The sequence below is a fragment of the Neobacillus drentensis genome (assembly GCF_036965245.1).
Classification (GTDB): domain Bacteria; phylum Bacillota; class Bacilli; order Bacillales; family Cytobacillaceae; genus Neobacillus; species Neobacillus drentensis_G.
Genome location: NZ_JBALPG010000002.1, coordinates 1 through 16,441, shown reverse-complemented (window position 1 = coordinate 16,441; position 16,441 = coordinate 1). Strand labels below are relative to the sequence as shown.

Annotated in this window: 21 protein-coding genes, 1 pseudogene and 1 riboswitch; of the genes and pseudogenes, 13 read left to right on the top strand and 9 right to left on the bottom strand. The window is 39.2% G+C overall.

Features of this window, described 5'->3' with window-relative positions; genetic code table 11:
- Positions 1–200 precede the first annotated feature (200 nt).
- Together V7150_RS00220 and V7150_RS00215 are read left to right on the top strand one after the other, a co-directional pair.
- Complete coding sequence (locus tag V7150_RS00220; RefSeq protein WP_335512445.1) at positions 201–551, top strand: DMT family transporter; 351 nt, start codon at positions 201–203, stop codon at positions 549–551.
- A gap of 3 nt (positions 552–554) precedes the next feature.
- Positions 555–869 (top strand): DMT family transporter, encoded by a 315-nt coding sequence (locus V7150_RS00215; protein WP_335512442.1) that lies wholly within the window; start codon positions 555–557, stop codon positions 867–869.
- A gap of 51 nt (positions 870–920) precedes the next feature.
- On the opposite strand, the gene V7150_RS00210 is transcribed toward V7150_RS00215, so the two are convergent.
- Together V7150_RS00210 and V7150_RS00205 are read right to left on the bottom strand one after the other, a co-directional pair.
- Positions 921–1,595, bottom strand: a complete 675-nt coding sequence (locus tag V7150_RS00210) for an oxidoreductase (protein WP_335512440.1) — start codon at positions 1,593–1,595, stop codon at positions 921–923.
- On the bottom strand, positions 1,588–2,022 hold the full coding sequence (locus tag V7150_RS00205) for a VOC family protein (RefSeq protein ID WP_335512438.1): 435 nt from the start codon (positions 2,020–2,022) through the stop codon (positions 1,588–1,590). The genes V7150_RS00210 and V7150_RS00205 overlap by 8 nt, the downstream gene beginning before the upstream one ends.
- 88 nt (positions 2,023–2,110) lie before the next feature.
- A riboswitch (PreQ1 riboswitch) is annotated at positions 2,111–2,155 on the top strand.
- Between the two features lie 6 nt (positions 2,156–2,161).
- Between V7150_RS00205 and V7150_RS00200 the strand changes: the two genes are divergently transcribed.
- Positions 2,162–2,737, top strand: coding sequence for a QueT transporter family protein (locus V7150_RS00200; protein ID WP_335512436.1), 576 nt, complete (start codon positions 2,162–2,164; stop codon positions 2,735–2,737).
- Between the two features lie 57 nt (positions 2,738–2,794).
- Here V7150_RS00200 and V7150_RS00195 read toward each other — a convergent pair whose 3' ends face one another.
- Positions 2,795–3,487, bottom strand: a complete 693-nt coding sequence (locus V7150_RS00195; protein ID WP_335512434.1) for a copper homeostasis protein CutC — start codon at positions 3,485–3,487, stop codon at positions 2,795–2,797.
- 12 nt (positions 3,488–3,499) lie between these two features.
- Positions 3,500–3,706: pseudogene (locus V7150_RS00190) on the bottom strand (GNAT family N-acetyltransferase); the annotation flags it as partial.
- A 296-nt stretch (positions 3,707–4,002) separates the two neighbouring features.
- Between V7150_RS00190 and V7150_RS00185 the strand changes: the two are divergent.
- The 4 genes from V7150_RS00185 (at position 4,003) to V7150_RS00170 (ending at position 6,683) form a co-directional block, all read left to right on the top strand.
- Positions 4,003–4,758, top strand: coding sequence for a MerR family transcriptional regulator (locus tag V7150_RS00185; protein ID WP_335512432.1), 756 nt, complete (start codon positions 4,003–4,005; stop codon positions 4,756–4,758).
- Positions 4,755–5,477, top strand: a complete 723-nt coding sequence (locus V7150_RS00180) for a CPBP family intramembrane glutamic endopeptidase (RefSeq protein WP_335512431.1) — start codon at positions 4,755–4,757, stop codon at positions 5,475–5,477. Before V7150_RS00185 ends, V7150_RS00180 begins: the two co-directional genes overlap by 4 nt.
- Before the next feature lie 34 nt (positions 5,478–5,511).
- On the top strand, positions 5,512–6,036 hold the full coding sequence (locus tag V7150_RS00175) for a DinB family protein (protein ID WP_335512429.1): 525 nt from the start codon (positions 5,512–5,514) through the stop codon (positions 6,034–6,036).
- A 218-nt stretch (positions 6,037–6,254) separates the two neighbouring features.
- Entirely contained in the window at positions 6,255–6,683 is a 429-nt protein-coding gene (locus V7150_RS00170; protein WP_335512427.1) for a VOC family protein, read from the top strand.
- Between the two features lie 79 nt (positions 6,684–6,762).
- Here the strand turns inward: V7150_RS00170 and V7150_RS00165 are convergent, their stop codons facing one another.
- Positions 6,763–7,641 carry a LysR family transcriptional regulator gene (locus V7150_RS00165; protein WP_335512425.1) on the bottom strand — a complete coding sequence of 293 codons (879 nt, stop codon included), beginning with the start codon at positions 7,639–7,641 and terminating at the stop codon, positions 6,763–6,765.
- 107 nt (positions 7,642–7,748) lie between these two features.
- On the opposite strand from V7150_RS00165, the gene V7150_RS00160 reads away from it, so the two are divergent.
- Positions 7,749–8,837, top strand: coding sequence for a citrate synthase/methylcitrate synthase (locus V7150_RS00160; RefSeq protein WP_335512423.1), 1,089 nt, complete (start codon positions 7,749–7,751; stop codon positions 8,835–8,837).
- A gap of 155 nt (positions 8,838–8,992) precedes the next feature.
- Here the strand turns inward: V7150_RS00160 and V7150_RS00155 are convergent, their stop codons facing one another.
- From V7150_RS00155 to V7150_RS00145, 3 genes are all read right to left on the bottom strand, one after another.
- A complete protein-coding gene (locus V7150_RS00155) occupies positions 8,993–9,610 on the bottom strand; it encodes an exonuclease domain-containing protein (RefSeq protein WP_335512420.1) in 618 nt (205 codons plus the stop codon).
- A gap of 325 nt (positions 9,611–9,935) precedes the next feature.
- The gene (locus V7150_RS00150; protein WP_335512419.1) at positions 9,936–10,550 is read right to left on the bottom strand and encodes a TetR/AcrR family transcriptional regulator; all 615 of its coding nucleotides are present in this window, start codon (positions 10,548–10,550) and stop codon (positions 9,936–9,938) included.
- A gap of 11 nt (positions 10,551–10,561) precedes the next feature.
- Positions 10,562–11,269, bottom strand: coding sequence for an MBL fold metallo-hydrolase (locus V7150_RS00145; RefSeq protein WP_335512417.1), 708 nt, complete (start codon positions 11,267–11,269; stop codon positions 10,562–10,564).
- A 249-nt stretch (positions 11,270–11,518) separates the two neighbouring features.
- Here V7150_RS00145 and V7150_RS00140 point away from each other — a divergent pair, with 249 nt between their 5' ends.
- The 5 genes from V7150_RS00140 (at position 11,519) to V7150_RS00120 (ending at position 16,024) form a co-directional block, all read left to right on the top strand.
- Positions 11,519–12,028 (top strand): DoxX family protein, encoded by a 510-nt coding sequence (locus V7150_RS00140; RefSeq protein WP_335512415.1) that lies wholly within the window; start codon positions 11,519–11,521, stop codon positions 12,026–12,028.
- A 218-nt stretch (positions 12,029–12,246) separates the two neighbouring features.
- Positions 12,247–13,353, top strand: a complete 1,107-nt coding sequence (locus tag V7150_RS00135) for an ABC transporter ATP-binding protein (protein WP_335512413.1) — start codon at positions 12,247–12,249, stop codon at positions 13,351–13,353.
- Positions 13,343–14,146 (top strand): ABC transporter permease, encoded by an 804-nt coding sequence (locus tag V7150_RS00130; protein ID WP_335512411.1) that lies wholly within the window; start codon positions 13,343–13,345, stop codon positions 14,144–14,146. Before V7150_RS00135 ends, V7150_RS00130 begins: the two co-directional genes overlap by 11 nt.
- Before the next feature lies 1 nt (position 14,147).
- Positions 14,148–14,954 (top strand): ABC transporter permease, encoded by an 807-nt coding sequence (locus V7150_RS00125; protein ID WP_335512409.1) that lies wholly within the window; start codon positions 14,148–14,150, stop codon positions 14,952–14,954.
- Positions 14,951–16,024 (top strand): ABC transporter substrate-binding protein, encoded by a 1,074-nt coding sequence (locus V7150_RS00120; protein WP_335512407.1) that lies wholly within the window; start codon positions 14,951–14,953, stop codon positions 16,022–16,024. The genes V7150_RS00125 and V7150_RS00120 overlap by 4 nt, the downstream gene beginning before the upstream one ends.
- Before the next feature lie 61 nt (positions 16,025–16,085).
- Here the strand turns inward: V7150_RS00120 and V7150_RS00115 are convergent, their stop codons facing one another.
- A complete protein-coding gene (locus V7150_RS00115; protein ID WP_335512406.1) occupies positions 16,086–16,307 on the bottom strand; it encodes a hypothetical protein in 222 nt (73 codons plus the stop codon).
- Positions 16,308–16,441 lie beyond the last annotated feature (134 nt).

The following is a 16,441-nucleotide window of genomic DNA, read 5'->3' as shown; positions in this document are numbered from 1 at the left end:
TTTTACCGCTAATTATAAAGATAAAACAGAGCGTAATTCGTGATATGAATCACGCTAATCCCTGACTCTCATAAGTTTCCATACTAGGGAGCCAGTTTTAAACCACTTTTTCGAATTATATGGTATTCTAATATAATATGAAGGTCTCAATCTCGGAATATTAATGAGACTAATACAGGCATCTTCAAGAGGTGATTAAAATGAAAAAAGCCTGGATTTATGTTGTTTTAACTTGTTTATTTGAATTAATGTGGGTGTACGGTTTTAATACAGCTGATACCTGGTGGGAATGGGGAATTGTAATTGCAATTATCGCCATCGACTTCCACTTTCTTCCTGAAGCATGTGCAAGCCTTCCAACAGGGACGGTTTATGCCGTTTTTTCAGGGGTTGGAACAGTCGGAACCGTGTTAATGGATGTCTTCCTTTTTGAAGGAAGTTTCAATCCGGGCATGTTTCTGTCTATCGTACTTATCATAATCGGAGTCATCGGTCTAAACCTAGCTGATAACAAAGCAGAGGTAGAAGAATCCCTGAAAGGAGCTGCCTAAAGTATGGGTTGGTTGTTAGTTCTTTTGGCAGCAGCTAGTGAGATCGCCGGTGCTGCCGGGCTGAAATTGTATAGTCAAAGGAAAACATTACGAAATGGAGTGCTTTATATTGGCGGATTTGGCGCTTCATTTGCTTTTTTATATGCCTCATTTAATTATTTACAGCTAAGTATTGCCTATATTGTTTGGGTTGGTATTGGAACAGCGGGTGCTGTGCTAATTAACATCTTTCTTTTTGGAGAATCGAAAAACATCGGGCGCATTTTAAGTGTTGTTTTAATTATCATTGGGGTAATGGGGTTAAAAGTGTTTTCATAAAAGGTCTGGAATATTGCGGTTAAAAATAACTCAGAGAGAAATGTCTCTGAGTTATTTTTGACTCACCATTTGTTCAATTTCATGTGAAGGATAGATATTTACACCCTTTTTGTCTGATTCAGCTACTATTGCCATTGCCAAAGCTACTTTTTTTGCATGTATTGCTTTATAGGGGCGCAATGGCCCTACCATGACAGTATTTAATAAACCACTTGCTTTCGCAGCCATTTTTTCTCCAAGGCGAAACTCTTTTCGTTCCCCTAATAACAAAGATGGACGAAATATATTTAATGAAGACAGTTTTAGTGTGTTTAACGTTTCCTCAACATCACCTTTTACCTGATTATAGAAAAATCGTGAATTGGAATCAGCCCCCATTGCTGAAACAATTAAGAATTTTTCTGCACCGCCTTGTGACGCTAATTTTGCTGCTTCTACCGGATAATCGTAATCTACTTTTCGAAACGCTTCCTTGGTCTTCGCTTTTTTAATTGTTGTTCCTAAACAGCAAAATACATCTGTTACCTGAAACAATTCAGGGTAGGCTTTCAGCTGGTCAAAATCAACTACATGCTGGTCGCAAACCGAAGGATGATTATTTTCAATGAGCTTTCGGACTATCAAATGTATTTTTTCGTAATGGTTCCGCTGAATGAGTGTTGTTACTAATTCACTACCGATAAGACCGCTAGCCCCTAAAACAAGGGCAGTTTTTTTATTAGTCACTGGAACTTATCTCCTTCTTTTGAGGCTCTATGCAAACGGCTTCTACAGGTGCTACTAATTCTACTTTGATTCGATCCGGGTCCTCAAAATAAACAGCATAATGCGAGTCCCCTCCGGCAAACGGATGCTTATCCTGATATAGAATTGTCATTCCCTTTTCTTTCAATTGTTCTGTTATTTGATTGACTTGTTCTTTGGATTGAGCATGAAATGCCAAGTGGTTAAGTCCGACTCTCGAGCGATGGTATGGGACATCCATATAGCGCTCTTTAGCCTGAACAAATACTATATACGTTTCTTCACATTTCCAACTAATTCCTGACTCCCATTTTTGGTATGGCTTATATCCTAATTCAGATAAAAACCAGCCCCAAAATTCGATCGTTTTGTTTAAGTTGGATACATAGATTTCAAGATGGTGCAGCATACAAGTTTCTCCCCCTTTCCTTTTCTAGAATAGTGTGATTGACGAGTGCATTTTTTTATATTAATATATTAGTTTGCAAGTATTACTAATTAGCGTGGTTCGAGAACCTCCCACGAAAAAAAACTAAGGAGAAATGAATATGGAGAAAACAACTAACACATTAGCGCAGCCTATTGGTGCTAATGCAGGGGCTAGTTCCCCTGGAACTACCACCGTCGGCAAAGCACATAATAAAGTGCAAGGAATTGTCGTCAACGGAATTATTGCAGCATTGTACATTGCTGTTTCAGCCTTAATCCAGCCGTTTGGATTTACTCAAGTCCAATTCCGTGTTTCGGAAATGTTTAATCATCTCATCGTTTTTAACAAAAAGTACATTTATGGAATCGTTCTTGGTGTATTTTTGACGAATTTATTCTTTTCACCAATGAAGGCATATGACCTAATTTTCGGTGTCGGCCAATCTGTGATTGCCTTGTTAATTACGATTGCGTGCGCACGTTTTATTAAAGGTATTTGGGCCCGGATGATCGTCAATACACTTGTCTTCACGTTTACGATGTTCTTGATTGCCCTTGAACTGCATTTGGCGTTTGATTTGCCTTTCATGTTCACATGGCTGACAACAGCCGTTGGTGAATTTGTCGTGATGGCAGTAGGTATGCCAGTCATGTATGTTATTAATAAACGTGTTCGTTTTGATAAAATAGTATAAAGAATAGTTAGAGCTGCTGCTTGGATCCTTCAAGTGGCAGCTCTTTTTTGATTTGCCTTAGTCGATCATTTTCTTGATTTTTTGGATCTCATCCCCGTTGATTCGATTACGAAAATCCCCGCCAATCCTTACAGCTGAGCCAAAATGATATTCGGCAGCCTTAAGCTGTTCGTGGATGTTTGCGATATTATTGGCAGAAAGACCTGAACCCGGCAATATGGTTGGGCGGTCACCGGATTTCTGCGACTCCTCCATCATTCTTTTTAAAGAATCAAGTCCTTCTTGCACCTTCGGTTTTCCACCAGATGTCAGGATCCGATTTACATGATATGGAGAAAGGCAGAGGGACTTATAAACCTCGAGAGAATCCGTTTCATCAATGGCACGATGGAAGGTTATGGATAGACCTTTCGCCTCTTCTAATACCATGGAGAGCAAGTCAAAATCAACCGTTTGCTTTTCAGTTAACGCTCCAAAGACGATTCCAGCGGCGCCTAATTCTTTAATCACTTTAATATCCTCTCGAATGGCATCCCATTCATCCTTACGGTACACAAACGAATAGCTGTGAGGCCGAACCATGACCATAACAGGAATCTTCACACTCTCGACAACCGTTTTAATTATTCCGTAACTAGAGGTTAGACCGCCTTCAGCGATTGCGGAAACTAGCTCAAGGCGATCAGCACCATTGGCTTCCGCCGTTCTGGCATCTTCACCATTTAAGACAATGATTTCTACTTTGCTCATTTCCATACCTTCTTACTTAGAAAAATATTTGTAATACGATTCAGTTAGCGATTTTTTCATGCAGGCATTTTTTTCAAATACTCTTTGCATTTTCTTATTTGTGATATGCGTACTCCCAATATAATGGGTTGCTCCCATTTCTTTAAGAGCGTACAACGAATGGAGGTGCAATGAAGTACTTAGACCCTTCCCTCTCCATTCCGGCAATAAGCCAAAATATGTCTTGCTCTGAAATGATGCCTGATGGCTTTTCCTTTTGTTCGATTGTAACATACGACGGAAAGCCATTAAAATTTTAAAGGTTTTACCCGCGAGGTTCTCTATTATTAATATATCCAGCATCGTTGTCACAACCTTTCCACCTTTTACCTATGATTGAGCCATTCAATTCAGGTACTTCCATCTAAATAGTAGGTGATTTTTTTAAAATAATCTAATCATTTTCCATTTAAATGTTGATTCTCACGTTACGTGATGTTTTATGATTAAACTATAGAAGCGAAGGGGGCAAGGAAATGGCTGAAAAATACTCAATTGGAACGTTTGTCAAACTGACAGGTGTGACAATTAGGACACTTCATTATTACGATGAAATTAGCATTTTAAAGCCAGAGCTATCATCATCAGGACGGCGGTATTATGGTGATGATCATTTTATCATTTTGCAAAAAATAGTCACGTTGAAATTTCTCGGTTTTTCCCTCGAGAATATTAAAGATTTAATTAAAATCGAGAATTGGAACCTTAAAGAATCGTTGATTTTTCAAAAGAAAGCGATGCTGGAAAAAAGGGCGCAGATTGATCATATTATCAAAGGCTTGGACAGTGCCCTTAATCTCGTTGATGAAGACCAGCCTGTTGATTCCACTATTTTTATCTCGATCATTAACGGAATTCTTTTAGAAGATGATCATAAGGAATGGTTAGAAAACGTTTTATCGAAAGAAAAAGTGCAAGCTCTTTTTGATATCCCTCAAGAGGAACAGTTCGAGCTTGAAAAAAGATGGGCTTTACTTTTAACAGAATTGAAGAATGTCTGTGGGAGTGATCCAAATGGTGAAGAGTCCCAGTTACTGATGAAAGAAATGTTCACATTGTTCACAGAAATAGTTGGTGTAGAAACTTCTGCTATTTTGCAAATGAATGTTCCTGAAGATCCGTCACATGTCCCTCTCCCTTTTACAATGGAAGAGCAAGAATGGCTTGGTAAAGCAATGAAATTCTATTTAGAAAAAGAAGGAATCGAAATCGACGAGGGGGATTTATCATGAAATTAGTACTCTTTATAGCTGCTATTACACTCCCGGGGATTTTCCTTATGGTTATCAATGAGAAGAAACTAATCAAGGATTTTCTTCCAAACGAGAAAATACCGTCGTTTTGGTCAAGATTACTGAGCCATCTCATTATGACTGTCCCATTTGTAATTTTAGGGATATTTTTCTATAGCAGGGCAGGGTTTGCAAACCTAACTTTCACAGGAATCAATGGAACGAGTCTTTTACTTAGCTTGGTGTGCGCACTTATTCATGTCGCCTATTATTATGGATATTTTGTTAGAAATGTTGATAAGGCAACGATCGATAGAGTAGAACATTCGCGGAAACAGCTGGGGATCTTGACTCGTCTATTTTATGGCGGAATTGTAGAGGAGGTAATATTCCGATTTGGGCTAATGAGCTTTTTCGTATGGCTCGGGAACCTTGTGATTGATAACCAACTCGTTTCTTTGTGGAGTGGAAACCTGCTTGCTGCTATCCTATTTGCTCTTGTTCACTTACCGTCAATTTACCAAATGAAAGTAAAAGTGACAAAAACTATCCTTATCTATTCGAATAGTATGAATATTATGGTAGGATTAGTTTGTGGCTGGCTATATTGGAGCGAGGGGTTAGCAGCATCCATCCTTTGCCATATGCTATTCCACTTGGTATGGTATTTCTTTGAAAAAACGAAAAAAGTGGCGGTACCCCTTTCACTTGAGGGGTGAATAATTCCGCTAGATTAGAAGGGAGAAAACAGGAATGTTACAACGTCCATTAGAAAATGAATATCCTGAGTATTATGTACCTTATGTAAATCTAGTATCAGATGGTGACCTTTTACCGATTTTGAAGGAGAATTTAGATGCGACAATTGCCCTTTTTGAAGGGATATCGGAGGAAGATGGTCATTTCCGTTATGCTCCTGGTAAATGGAGCATTAAAGAAGTACTTGTCCATATGACTGACACCGAAAGAATTATGGCTTACCGCCTGCTGAGGATTGGTCGCGGAGATCAGACACCGTTAGCTGGATTTAGCGAGAACGATTATATTAATGGCTCCCAGTTCAATCAACTTCCAATCAAAAATATCATCGAAGACTTTATAGCAGTACGTAAATCTACCATCACCTTAATTCAAAACATGCCTGAGGAGGCTTGGATAAGAAAAGGCTTTGCCAACGACAAAGAAATCACCACCCGTGCCATCGCCTACATCATCCTAGGTCATGCCATCCACCATTGCAATATTATTAATGAACGATACCTGTCTGTTTTGAAATAAACCACCTGGTTGTAGTGCAAATGGTGTCAGGCACCATCGAAGATTCTTTTAAAGGTAAATTTTCACTTGCGAACACACGTTCTTTGTTTTATAATTGAAATAACGGTAATACTAGGATGTGGCTGCTTTTATTGATTTATGTCAACAAGATGCCAGTATTCCAGAAGACTATCGAATAAAGCAAGTAAATATTCTTATTAGACGAGGAGCGATTATTCATGGCAGTACGATTAATTCCTTATTTAGTGATGGACGGAAATGCAAAGGAAGCTATCCACTTTTACGAAAAAGCACTGGGTGCCCAAGTACTCTTTAGCCAATCTTTCGGAGAAATGCCTGAAAACCCAGATTTTCCTTTACCAGCAGAGGCAAAGGATCGTGTTTCCCATGCAACCATTAGAGTGGGTGAATCAGAACTAATGTTTTCTGATACGTTCCCAGGTCAACCGCATCAAAGCGGAAATCAAGTGACTATCTGTATTACTACTGACGACGCTGAAAAAGCAAAACAAATGTTTGAAGCATTAACTGATGGCGGCCAAGTGACAATGCCGCTCCAAGAAACCTTCTTTAGCCCGGCATACGGCACTGTAACTGACAAGTTTGGTGTAAACTTCCAAGTTTTCACTGAAGGTCAACACCAATAGATTAATTAATGATAAAAGCAAAAACCGCTCCTGTTCGCATCATTTGCGACAGGGCGTTTTTTTCTGAAGGAAAAAAATTCTATAATCGATAGTTTGAAATGAATTTAAGTAACTCTTTTTGCTTTGAATGATCATATTTCATAATGGCATACGTATTGGCTTCAGGCAGTTGGATCGTATGACAATCCACCTCTAATAACCTGCCCTCTAATAACTCTCTCCTGACGGTCGATGTCGGCAGAAATGATACCCCCAACCCCTCAACAATAAACCTTTTCGTTATATGAACCTGTGAAACTTTCATCATTCGTACACTTGGATATTTACTTTTTACCATTCTACAAAGATGATCCCAGTAACCAGGATGATTGTGGGTTATTAGATAGTTGGTCGTTAACACTTCTTCCTCGTCTAACGGGGGCGCTGATTCAGCATCCCGTCCATCATGCGGTGCAACCAATATTACACGGTCTTTTGATAAAAGTTCACAAAGCAAACTTGGATGACTACTGTTTAAGCAGGACAGCCCTAAATCTACTTCTTCCTTTAAAACCGCATGTTCAATATCAACGGATTCGATGATTTTAACTGAAATCTCTACTTCCGGATACTGCTTTGTATAGCTTTTTAAAACATATGGCAGGATAGTATCTGCGATAAGCGGTGAAATACCGAGAATTAACTTCCTTGTATATCCTTGACTAAAAGAAGTAAGGTCCTCAAGACCACTTTGATAAACTTCTAGTAATCTCTTCGCATGAACCAAATATCGTGTTCCCTCTTCAGTCAGTTTTATTTTTTTCCCTTCCCGATGAAACAAGAGAATACCAAGTTCTTTTTCCAACTGTTTAATATGGACCGTTACGGTAGGTTGTGAAATATATAAAAGTTCGGCAGTTCTGCGAAAATTCCCACACTCTGCTGCGGTTATAAATGTGTTAAGCCATTGAAATTCCATACTCGGCTCCTAATTAAAAATAATAATTAAATGCTTTAAAAATATTCAATATTCATAATCATATTAATTTTATAAAATAATTCTAAATAAGGAAAGGGGTTCTTTTTATGATACAAAAAGGTTTAAAAGGTATTGTCGCGGCAGAAACATTGATTAGTCATATTGATGGGGAAATTGGCCAGTTATTTTATCGAGGATATGAAATTCGAGAGATTACGAAAAGATTTTCTTTTGAAGAAGCGGCTTTTCTCCTCTGGTTTGGTCATTTACCAGATACAGAACAGTTAAGTACACTGAAAGATTCGCTGAAAGGTAATCGCGAACTTCCCGAATATGTAAAGGTTATAATCGATCAGCTTCCGCTGGGGATGGATTTAATGAGTGTTATTAGAACCGCCATTTCAGCAGAGAGTGGTAATTTTGATTATGGCTGGAAACCTGGAGTTTCGCAGGCTATCAGGTTAACCGCTTTGGTCCCTACAATTATCGCTTATCGAAAAAGATTTCTAGAGGGGAAAATGTTTATTCCTCCTCGGAGCGATTTAGACTTTGTTGAAAATTACTTATATATGCTGAGTGGAAATGTTCCTTTATCTGCCCATGTTGAGGCACTTGAAACGTATATGATTCTAACCCTTGAGCATGGAATGAACGCCTCTACCTTTTCAGCCAGGGTTACGGCATCAACTGAGTCAGATTTTGTGTCGGCCATCACATCAGCAGTCGGTACAATGAAAGGCCCGCTTCATGGCGGCGCTCCCTCGGGAGTCATCGAACTTCTTGATGAAATTGCCCTTGTCGGGAATGCTGAAATGGTGATTAGAAAAAAGGTATTACGTGGGGAAAAATTAATGGGGTTTGGGCACAGAGTTTATAAAACGCACGACCCTCGGGCAATGGCTTTAAAAACAAAATTACTTGAGCTGGTTGGTGAGGATGATTGGCTTGACCTAGCAATGGCTGTGGAGGATACTGCTGTGAGGTTATTAGCGGAATTGAAACCTGGCCGGTCACTTTATACAAATGTAGAGTTTTATGCTGCCGCCATCATGAAAGCTATCAATATGGATGTAGAACTATTCACCCCTACCTTTACTGCAAGCAGAATGGTCGGATGGACAGCACATGTCCTAGAACAGGCCGAAAACAACACCATCTACCGGCCCCAAGCAAAATATATTGGAACCTTCAAATAAACGATGTAAATAGTGTTAATGGTGTCAGGCACCCTTCGTGGACTTTGTCCACCCTAAAAAGACAGTTTCTCAATACGCAGGACTTATTGGGAAACTGTCTTTTTTTCTTTATTCTACACTAGGAAATTGAAACGAATTTAATGTTTCGTTTGTTTTTAACCCATTCTTGTTCGTGCAGTGGATGGCTGGTATTTTCTCATCGGGCCTTTGTCTAGAACCTCTTGAAGATAAGGATTCCCATTTGGACTCGTTTTCTTTAGAAGTTCCAATAAATATGTAATGTCGTCCATGGCTCTATGTGTTTGATAGTTTGTTATATCATGTGCTTGTAAAAGGGTAAGCAGTTTGCCATTTGGGAAGCCGTATTGTTTCCACGGGACATTCCTCATTGTACAATACCATTTTAAATCGTTGACTTCCGGATACATATGATAGAGAAAACTTCGATCAAAAGACGCATTATGGGCAAATACGGCATCTGCTCGGTGAAAATACGTTTTTATTTTTACATCATAAAAACTTTTTCCTCTTACTAACTCGAATGGAATCCCGTGTACTCTATATGCTTGGTCATAATTGTTTCGGGCTGAATTCGAAAGCGGCTCTCGCATAAAGGAATCTTCCTCAATTATTTCAGTGACTTCGCCCGTATCCGTTCGATAGGAAAATAGTTTCAAAGCTAGTTCTATCACTTCATCTGTTGTTGGACCCAAACCTGTTGTTTCAACATCCAAAAGCAAACCAAATTTCTCTAATTTCCGCACAGCAATCATTCCTTATTCTTAGGTTTTCCCTATTATAACAAAGCTTGCCTAACTATTACATCTCCAAAATGTCCCTATAATATGATTACTCCCAGATAGGATATTCTTTTCAGCCAACAATATTATTCCTATTGGTTACCGGTTCTTTTTTGGGAGTTGGGGTATCCAATAGCACTTATTGGATACCTTCTCGTTACTTTTTTCTGGTTACGGACTCCAAGTAGCAATTTTTTTATTTGGTTGCGGGCGCCCATAGAATAATTGGGTACTTCCCTGCGTTTTTTTCTTGATTACGGGGGTACCCATACTTTTTATTAACAACCGTTTTTCTCCTTCAACTTCTGTTTTGGTCGCCATTAGGAATGGGTCCAGTAAATGATTGTTCACCACCAATTCCAGTAAGAAAGGCCTTAATAATAATCATCAAGCTCTCATCCAAATCCAATGAAAGCTTAAAACCGCCTCTTTGCTCTAATGAAGAAAAACCATGTAAAATGCTGCGTAAGCCTCTTACGACGTGCAGGGCAAGATCCCCTTCCAAATGATGGACTTGTAATACCCGGACGGAAAGGTCCACAATTTTAGCTCCGGCTTGCTGGACTTCCTTATCCCCAGGGTCAGGAGCAAACAATGTCGCCTCATAAATCCCAGGATGTTTCCGAGCAAAATTGACATATGCTTTGCTAATTGCCAGTACAGCCTCGGTACCTGACACCCCAATCGCAGCATCCGCCATTTCCTCATAAATCTTTTCAATTCCATAAATCGCCAACTTTTTCCTTAGTCCAGGCAATCCTTCAAAATGGTTATATAAGGAAGGCGGGCGAATACCTAACTTCTTCGCTAGATTCGCCAAAGTAACCTCCTGCATTCCATATTGATCAGCAATTTCCCCTGCGGCATCTAATATTGTCGTTAAATCGAGTCCAATTTTTGGTCTTGGTGACATCGTCTGCACTCCTATCCTAGTTTCCGCTCTAAATTTCCGATAGCCTGTTCCATAACTCTTACCGGATTCTCAACCATTTCTCCGTGCCCCACCGCAAGTAGCCTAGGCTCATAGGTCACTAGTTTCTTTGCACTAGCTAGTGCCGTCTTTTTACTCCACGTGCCGAAAGCCGGAAACGGGAACAAAGGCTTTATATCCCCTGCCACAGCAGTGCCTCCTCTTGTTTGGAAGGCATCACCAGCAATCAATGCCTTGGTACGTAAATCTAAAAATGACATTGACCCTGGTGTATGTCCTGGTGTTTCGATGGCGGTTAACGAACCAATAAAATCGCCTTCTTTCAATAACACATTTGCTCTCGTTTTTAATTTCTTCGGAACACCGCCTTTAATCGGTGTTTGTTCTTCATGCGGGTCAAGGGAACGATCGTCATTCATTAATCTGTGATCTCGAACTGAAATGTAAACCGGTACCTCTGGCATTAACTCTTTTAAAGAGTCGAGTGCACCAACATGATCTTCATGGGCATGTGTTAGAACAATTTTTGTAATTGGCTTCCCAATAGTTTTAGCGGCCTTCAAGATCCCCTTCGTACAAAAGCCAAGAGCAGCATCAATCAATGTTAATCCATCCTCTTCCTCCACCAAATAGCAATTGACCGGAAAAACACTTGCCATAAATGTCACTTGATATAAATACCCGTTTTTGATCACTCTCATTATGACCATCTCCCTTTAACTAATATCGTTAGTTTTATTTTAACTAATACTATTAGTTAAATCAATTGTTTTTTCCATTATTTTAAAAAATCCTCATTCTACCGTTTCAAACGTAGGTATGTAACAATTTGTTCAAATCATTTTTACAGATATGTGAATTGTTATTCAAATTATCCTAATTTCAAAATAAATTTGTTATATTAACAATGTACTTAATATATAAAACTTAATTAACAAGGAGTGTTTCATATGGTAGTTAATTGGTTAAGAGAAAACAAGGTTGCCGCTGGAATTTTGACAGTTCTACGCTTATATATCGGTTATTCTTGGTTGACAGCAGGTTTACATAAGCTGCAAGGAGGGTTTGATGCTTCTGGATATTTAAAAGCAGTAATCGCTAATCCAGTAAAAGGTCCTGACGGTGCCATGGTTTATGGCTGGTATGTCGATTTCTTAAAGCATTTTGCTTTGCCAAACGTAGATATTTTTAATATCATCGTTCCACTTGGAGAATTCTTAATAGGACTTGGACTTATTCTTGGCTGCTTAACAACGGCAGCAATGTTCTTTGGTCTTGTGATGAATTACGCGTTCTTCCTAGCTGGCACAGTATCTCATATTCCAACAGACCTTTTCATTGGAGCAATTATTCTCTTCGCTGGCTTCAATGCAGGCCGCTTTGGTCTTGACCGCTGGGTAATCCCGTTCATCCGCAATACTGTATTCAAAGGCAACAAAACGATCAAACAACATGTTTAACCCTATAAAAAACGCCTCACTTCTCACATTGAGTCCGAGGCGCTTTTTCTTATCTTACGGTCATCTTTTATCCAAATTACCTTTAATAAAATTGCCATTTGGCAATTTTTTTTTATTTACAGTAAAAGAGGAATTGAATTTTCAGGCTCTTCCTGTATAATGATTCCCGAATGGAACAACGTGGGACTAGTTTTAACTGGAAAAAAGGAGGTCACAATATGAACGGTGCCATTATTCATTTTACAAATGTAACAAAACAATATGACAACGATCCGCCTGTCCTTAATGATGTGAGCTTTGAGATAGAGCGTGGCAAATTTTATACACTACTTGGCCCTTCTGGATGCGGTAAGACGACAATTTTAAGGTTAATTGCCGGATTCACAGAAGCATCCGAAGGAGAGATTTTTTTTAACGGCAAAAAAATAAATCATGTTCCTGCAAATAAGCGGCAGGTGAATACCGTATTTCAAGATTACGCCCTTTTTCCACATTTAAATGTATTTGAAAATGTGGCGTTCGGATTGCGCATCAAAAAAATGAAGAATGCGGAAATAGAACGAAAGGTTAAGGAAGCGCTCAGCTTTGTTAACCTTAAGGGGTATGAAACTCGCGAGATCAGAGAAATGTCCGGTGGTCAGCGGCAGCGTGTTGCTATCGCCCGTGCCATTGTCAATGAGCCGGAAGTGATCTTGCTTGATGAACCATTGTCAGCGCTAGATTTAAAGCTGCGGACCGAAATGCAATATGAGCTTCGTGAATTGCAGCGCCGCCTTGGTATTACCTTTATTTTCGTCACACACGATCAAGAGGAAGCACTGGCGATGTCCGATGAGATTTTTGTCATCAATAAAGGAAAAATTCAGCAAAGCGGCACACCAACAGATATTTATGATGAACCGATTAATCGCTTTGTTGCTGACTTTATTGGCGAATCCAACATTGTAAAAGGCAGAATGATAGAAGATTATCGTGTGGAATTTGTAGGCAGAGAGTTCGAGTGTGTCGACCAAGGCTTGGACAAGAATGAGCCTGTTGAAGTGGTCATTCGTCCTGAGGATTTGGAAATCACTACATTAGAACGCGGCAAGCTCCAAGTGCGTGTTGATTCGCAATTATTCCGCGGTGTTCATTATGAAATATGCTGCTATGATAAAGACGGAAATGAATGGCTCGTCCATTCTACCAAAAAGGCAACCGTAGGCGATGAAATTGGTCTTTATTTTGACTCTGAAGCCATTCATGTTATGCGTCTTGGGGAAACAGAGGAAGAATTCGATCGGCGGTTAGAAGCCTATACGGAAGTGGAAGCCGATGGAAAATAAACTCACCCGCAATTTATATATGCTTCCTTATTTCCTTTGGATTGTTCTTTTTGTCATTGCACCCATTTTCCTTGTACTCTATTATTCCTTCTTTGATATTGAAGGTAATGTTTCGCTAGTGAATTATCAGAAATTTTTTACACCGGTGTATTTAAAGATGACATTAAGCTCCTTTTGGTATGCCTTTTTGATTACTGCATTTTCGCTGTTAGTTGCCTATCCAACAGCCTATTTATTAACAAAGACAAAGCATAAACAACTGTGGCTTTTATTAATCATTGTTCCGTCCTGGATTAATTTATTGTTAAAGGCCTACGCCTTCCTTGGTATTTTTGGTACATATGGAGCAGCAAACAGCTTTTTAAATTTGATTGGGATTGGTGCACAGCAAATCTTATTTACGGATTTCAGTTTTGTGTTTGTCTCGGTTTATATTTTTATCCCATTTATGATTTTGCCGATTTTCAATTCATTGAATGAATTGAATCCGACTCTCTTGGACGCAGCCAATGACTTAGGGGCATCCAAATGGACGACGTTTCGCCGCGTTATTTTTCCATTAACGATTGACGGGGTAAAATCAGGCTGCCAGGTGGTCTTCATTCCGGCTCTTTCCTTGTTCATGCTGACAAGATTAATTGCCGGAAACCGCGTTATCACACTTGGGACAGCGATTGAGCAGCAATTCCTTGTAACCAGGGACTGGGGCATGGGTTCGACGATTGCCGTCTTTTTAATCATTATCATGGTTTTCACTATGATTGTAACGAATACTCGAAAGCGAGGTGTGTAAAGTGGATAAAAAAATCACTCCCTTGTCAAAGCTATTTCTATTGATTATCTTTTTTATCCTATATGCACCTATATTCTTTCTTGTCATCTTTTCTTTCAACAGCGGGGATACGATGTATGACTTTAAAGGATTCTCGCTTGATTGGTACCGTGAACTTTTTCAAGATACAAGACTTCTGATTATCGTTCTGAATACCATAGTAGTTGCTTTATTATCAGCACTCATATCTACCATCATAGGTGTTCTTGGGGCTTTGGCCATTCATCAGGCAAAAAAAAGACAAACCAAAAATTCGCTGCTGTCGTTAAACAATGTACTTATCGTCAGCCCTGATGTCATCATTGGTGCTTCGTTTTTAATTTTATTCACGATGGCTGGGATCAAGCTCGGATTCTATTCGGTGCTGTTATCCCATATCGCCTTTAGCATTCCGATTGTTGTCTTGATGGTGCTGCCAAAATTGATGGAAATGAGCCCGACGTTAATTGATGCCGCCCGAGATCTTGGTGCAAGCCGCTGGAACGTCCTGACGAAGGTAATTATTCCTTATATTACACCAGGAATTTTTGCAGGTTTTTTCATGGCGTTAACGTATTCATTCGATGATTTCGCCGTTACATTTTTTGTCACCGGCAATGGTTTTTCAACACTTTCAGTTGAAATTTATTCATTAGCCCGCCGGGGAATTTCCTTGAATATAAACGCATTATCGGCACTCTTGTTCCTGTTTACAACGCTGCTCGTTGTGATTTATTACTTTATTACACAACGCAACAAAGTTAATGGAATGGGGGTTCGAAAACAATGAACAAGCTTGTTCGTTTTTTTCTCATGATCGCCCTTATATCGGCAGTGCTGTTATATGCAATTTCCAGTTTAAACACGTCCCAAGGGTATTCAGGTGCCAATACGTTGACGATCTATAACTGGGGCGATTACATTGATGAAGATCTCATTAAGCAATTTGAAAAAGAAACAGGAATTAAGGTTATTTATGAAACCTTCGATTCCAATGAGGCGATGCTGACAAAGATCGAGCAAGGCGGCACGACCTATGATATTGCCATTCCTTCTGAATATATGATTGATAAAATGCGGCATGAGGATTTGCTTATTCCGTTGGATCATTCCAAATTGCCCAATATAAAAAATATAGATAAACGATTTATGGACCTTCCATTTGATAAGGAAAATAAGTATTCCGTTCCTTATTTTTGGGGAACCGTCGGTATCGTTTATAATCCGAAAATGCTTCATGGTAAAAAAATAACCAGTTGGAATGACCTTTGGGATCCTTCATTAAGAAATGAAATTCTGTTAATAGATGGTGCCCGCGAAGTGATCGGTATGGGACTGAATAGCTTAGGCTATTCACTTAACGATACTAAAAAGGCGCATTTAATTGAAGCAAAGGAAAAGCTTGATACGCTTACTCCGAATGTCAAAGCCATTGTCGGCGATGAAATCAAGATGCTGCTTGCCAATGAAGAGGCATCAGTTGGCCTAGTGTGGTCCGGAGATGCTTCAGAAATCATGTCCGCGAATGAAGATTTGGATTATGTAGTTCCTAAGGAAGGCTCAAACCTATGGTTTGATAATATGGTGATTCCGAAAACAGCGAAAAATATTGAGGGAGCACATAAATTTATTAACTTCATGCTTGATCCAAAGGTTGCCGCACAAAATACAGAATATGTAGGTTATTCAACGCCTAATAAGCAGGCACTTAAACACATGCCTAAAGAGATTGTAGGGGATGAACGGTTCTATCCGTCACCAGAATTGACGGAAAAACTAGAAGTTTATAAAAACCTCGGCAAAAAGAACTTAGCCTACTACAATGAACTGTTTTTACAGTTTAAAATGCATCCTAAATAGTGTGGTGATCCATACCAAAAGGGCCGCAATCTCAGCTTTTCTGAAGATTGCGGCCCTTTTTTTAATAACTATTATCTTCTTCTAGATTTTCCTTATTTGCATACCAATTTGTTAGCTGGGTTAGAATCGCAAAAACGAAGAAAAAGTTCATTGCCCAGACATTGATAAACGGTGTGATGCCGCCATATTCAATGGTTGCATATCCTTTTAGCTTCATCACAATCATTGACTCGATAAAAATCAGAATAAACCCAAGAACACCCGCAACAGCAGCTCTGAACATAATTTCATTCCCCCTTTTTTATACTTGATATTTTCAAATCCCTATTTTAAACACTACATTATTAGATTATTGACAATTATGTGATCACTATTAATACTATTATATGGTAAAATCTGATAAACACAACTTTTAAC

Bases quoted from the DNA above. Each gene is read 5' to 3' on its own strand.
- V7150_RS00160 (WP_335512423.1), top strand. From the start codon at position 7,749: ATGATACAAAAAGGTTTAAAAGGTATTGTCGCGGCAGAAACATTGATT.
- V7150_RS00175 (WP_335512429.1), top strand. From the start codon at position 5,512: ATGTTACAACGTCCATTAGAAAATGAATATCCTGAGTATTATGTACCT.
- V7150_RS00120 (WP_335512407.1), top strand. From the start codon at position 14,951: ATGAACAAGCTTGTTCGTTTTTTTCTCATGATCGCCCTTATATCGGCA.
- V7150_RS00145 (WP_335512417.1), bottom strand. From the start codon at position 11,269: ATGAGAGTGATCAAAAACGGGTATTTATATCAAGTGACATTTATGGCA.
- V7150_RS00205 (WP_335512438.1), bottom strand. From the start codon at position 2,022: ATGCTGCACCATCTTGAAATCTATGTATCCAACTTAAACAAAACGATC.
- V7150_RS00185 (WP_335512432.1), top strand. From the start codon at position 4,003: ATGGCTGAAAAATACTCAATTGGAACGTTTGTCAAACTGACAGGTGTG.
- V7150_RS00195 (WP_335512434.1), bottom strand. From the start codon at position 3,487: ATGAGCAAAGTAGAAATCATTGTCTTAAATGGTGAAGATGCCAGAACG.
- V7150_RS00220 (WP_335512445.1), top strand. From the start codon at position 201: ATGAAAAAAGCCTGGATTTATGTTGTTTTAACTTGTTTATTTGAATTA.
- V7150_RS00180 (WP_335512431.1), top strand. From the start codon at position 4,755: ATGAAATTAGTACTCTTTATAGCTGCTATTACACTCCCGGGGATTTTC.
- V7150_RS00130 (WP_335512411.1), top strand. From the start codon at position 13,343: ATGGAAAATAAACTCACCCGCAATTTATATATGCTTCCTTATTTCCTT.
- V7150_RS00215 (WP_335512442.1), top strand. From the start codon at position 555: ATGGGTTGGTTGTTAGTTCTTTTGGCAGCAGCTAGTGAGATCGCCGGT.
- V7150_RS00150 (WP_335512419.1), bottom strand. From the start codon at position 10,550: ATGTCACCAAGACCAAAAATTGGACTCGATTTAACGACAATATTAGAT.
- V7150_RS00140 (WP_335512415.1), top strand. From the start codon at position 11,519: ATGGTAGTTAATTGGTTAAGAGAAAACAAGGTTGCCGCTGGAATTTTG.
- V7150_RS00165 (WP_335512425.1), bottom strand. From the start codon at position 7,641: ATGGAATTTCAATGGCTTAACACATTTATAACCGCAGCAGAGTGTGGG.
- V7150_RS00155 (WP_335512420.1), bottom strand. From the start codon at position 9,610: ATGATTGCTGTGCGGAAATTAGAGAAATTTGGTTTGCTTTTGGATGTT.
- V7150_RS00115 (WP_335512406.1), bottom strand. From the start codon at position 16,307: ATGTTCAGAGCTGCTGTTGCGGGTGTTCTTGGGTTTATTCTGATTTTT.
- V7150_RS00200 (WP_335512436.1), top strand. From the start codon at position 2,162: ATGGAGAAAACAACTAACACATTAGCGCAGCCTATTGGTGCTAATGCA.
- V7150_RS00135 (WP_335512413.1), top strand. From the start codon at position 12,247: ATGAACGGTGCCATTATTCATTTTACAAATGTAACAAAACAATATGAC.
- V7150_RS00170 (WP_335512427.1), top strand. From the start codon at position 6,255: ATGGCAGTACGATTAATTCCTTATTTAGTGATGGACGGAAATGCAAAG.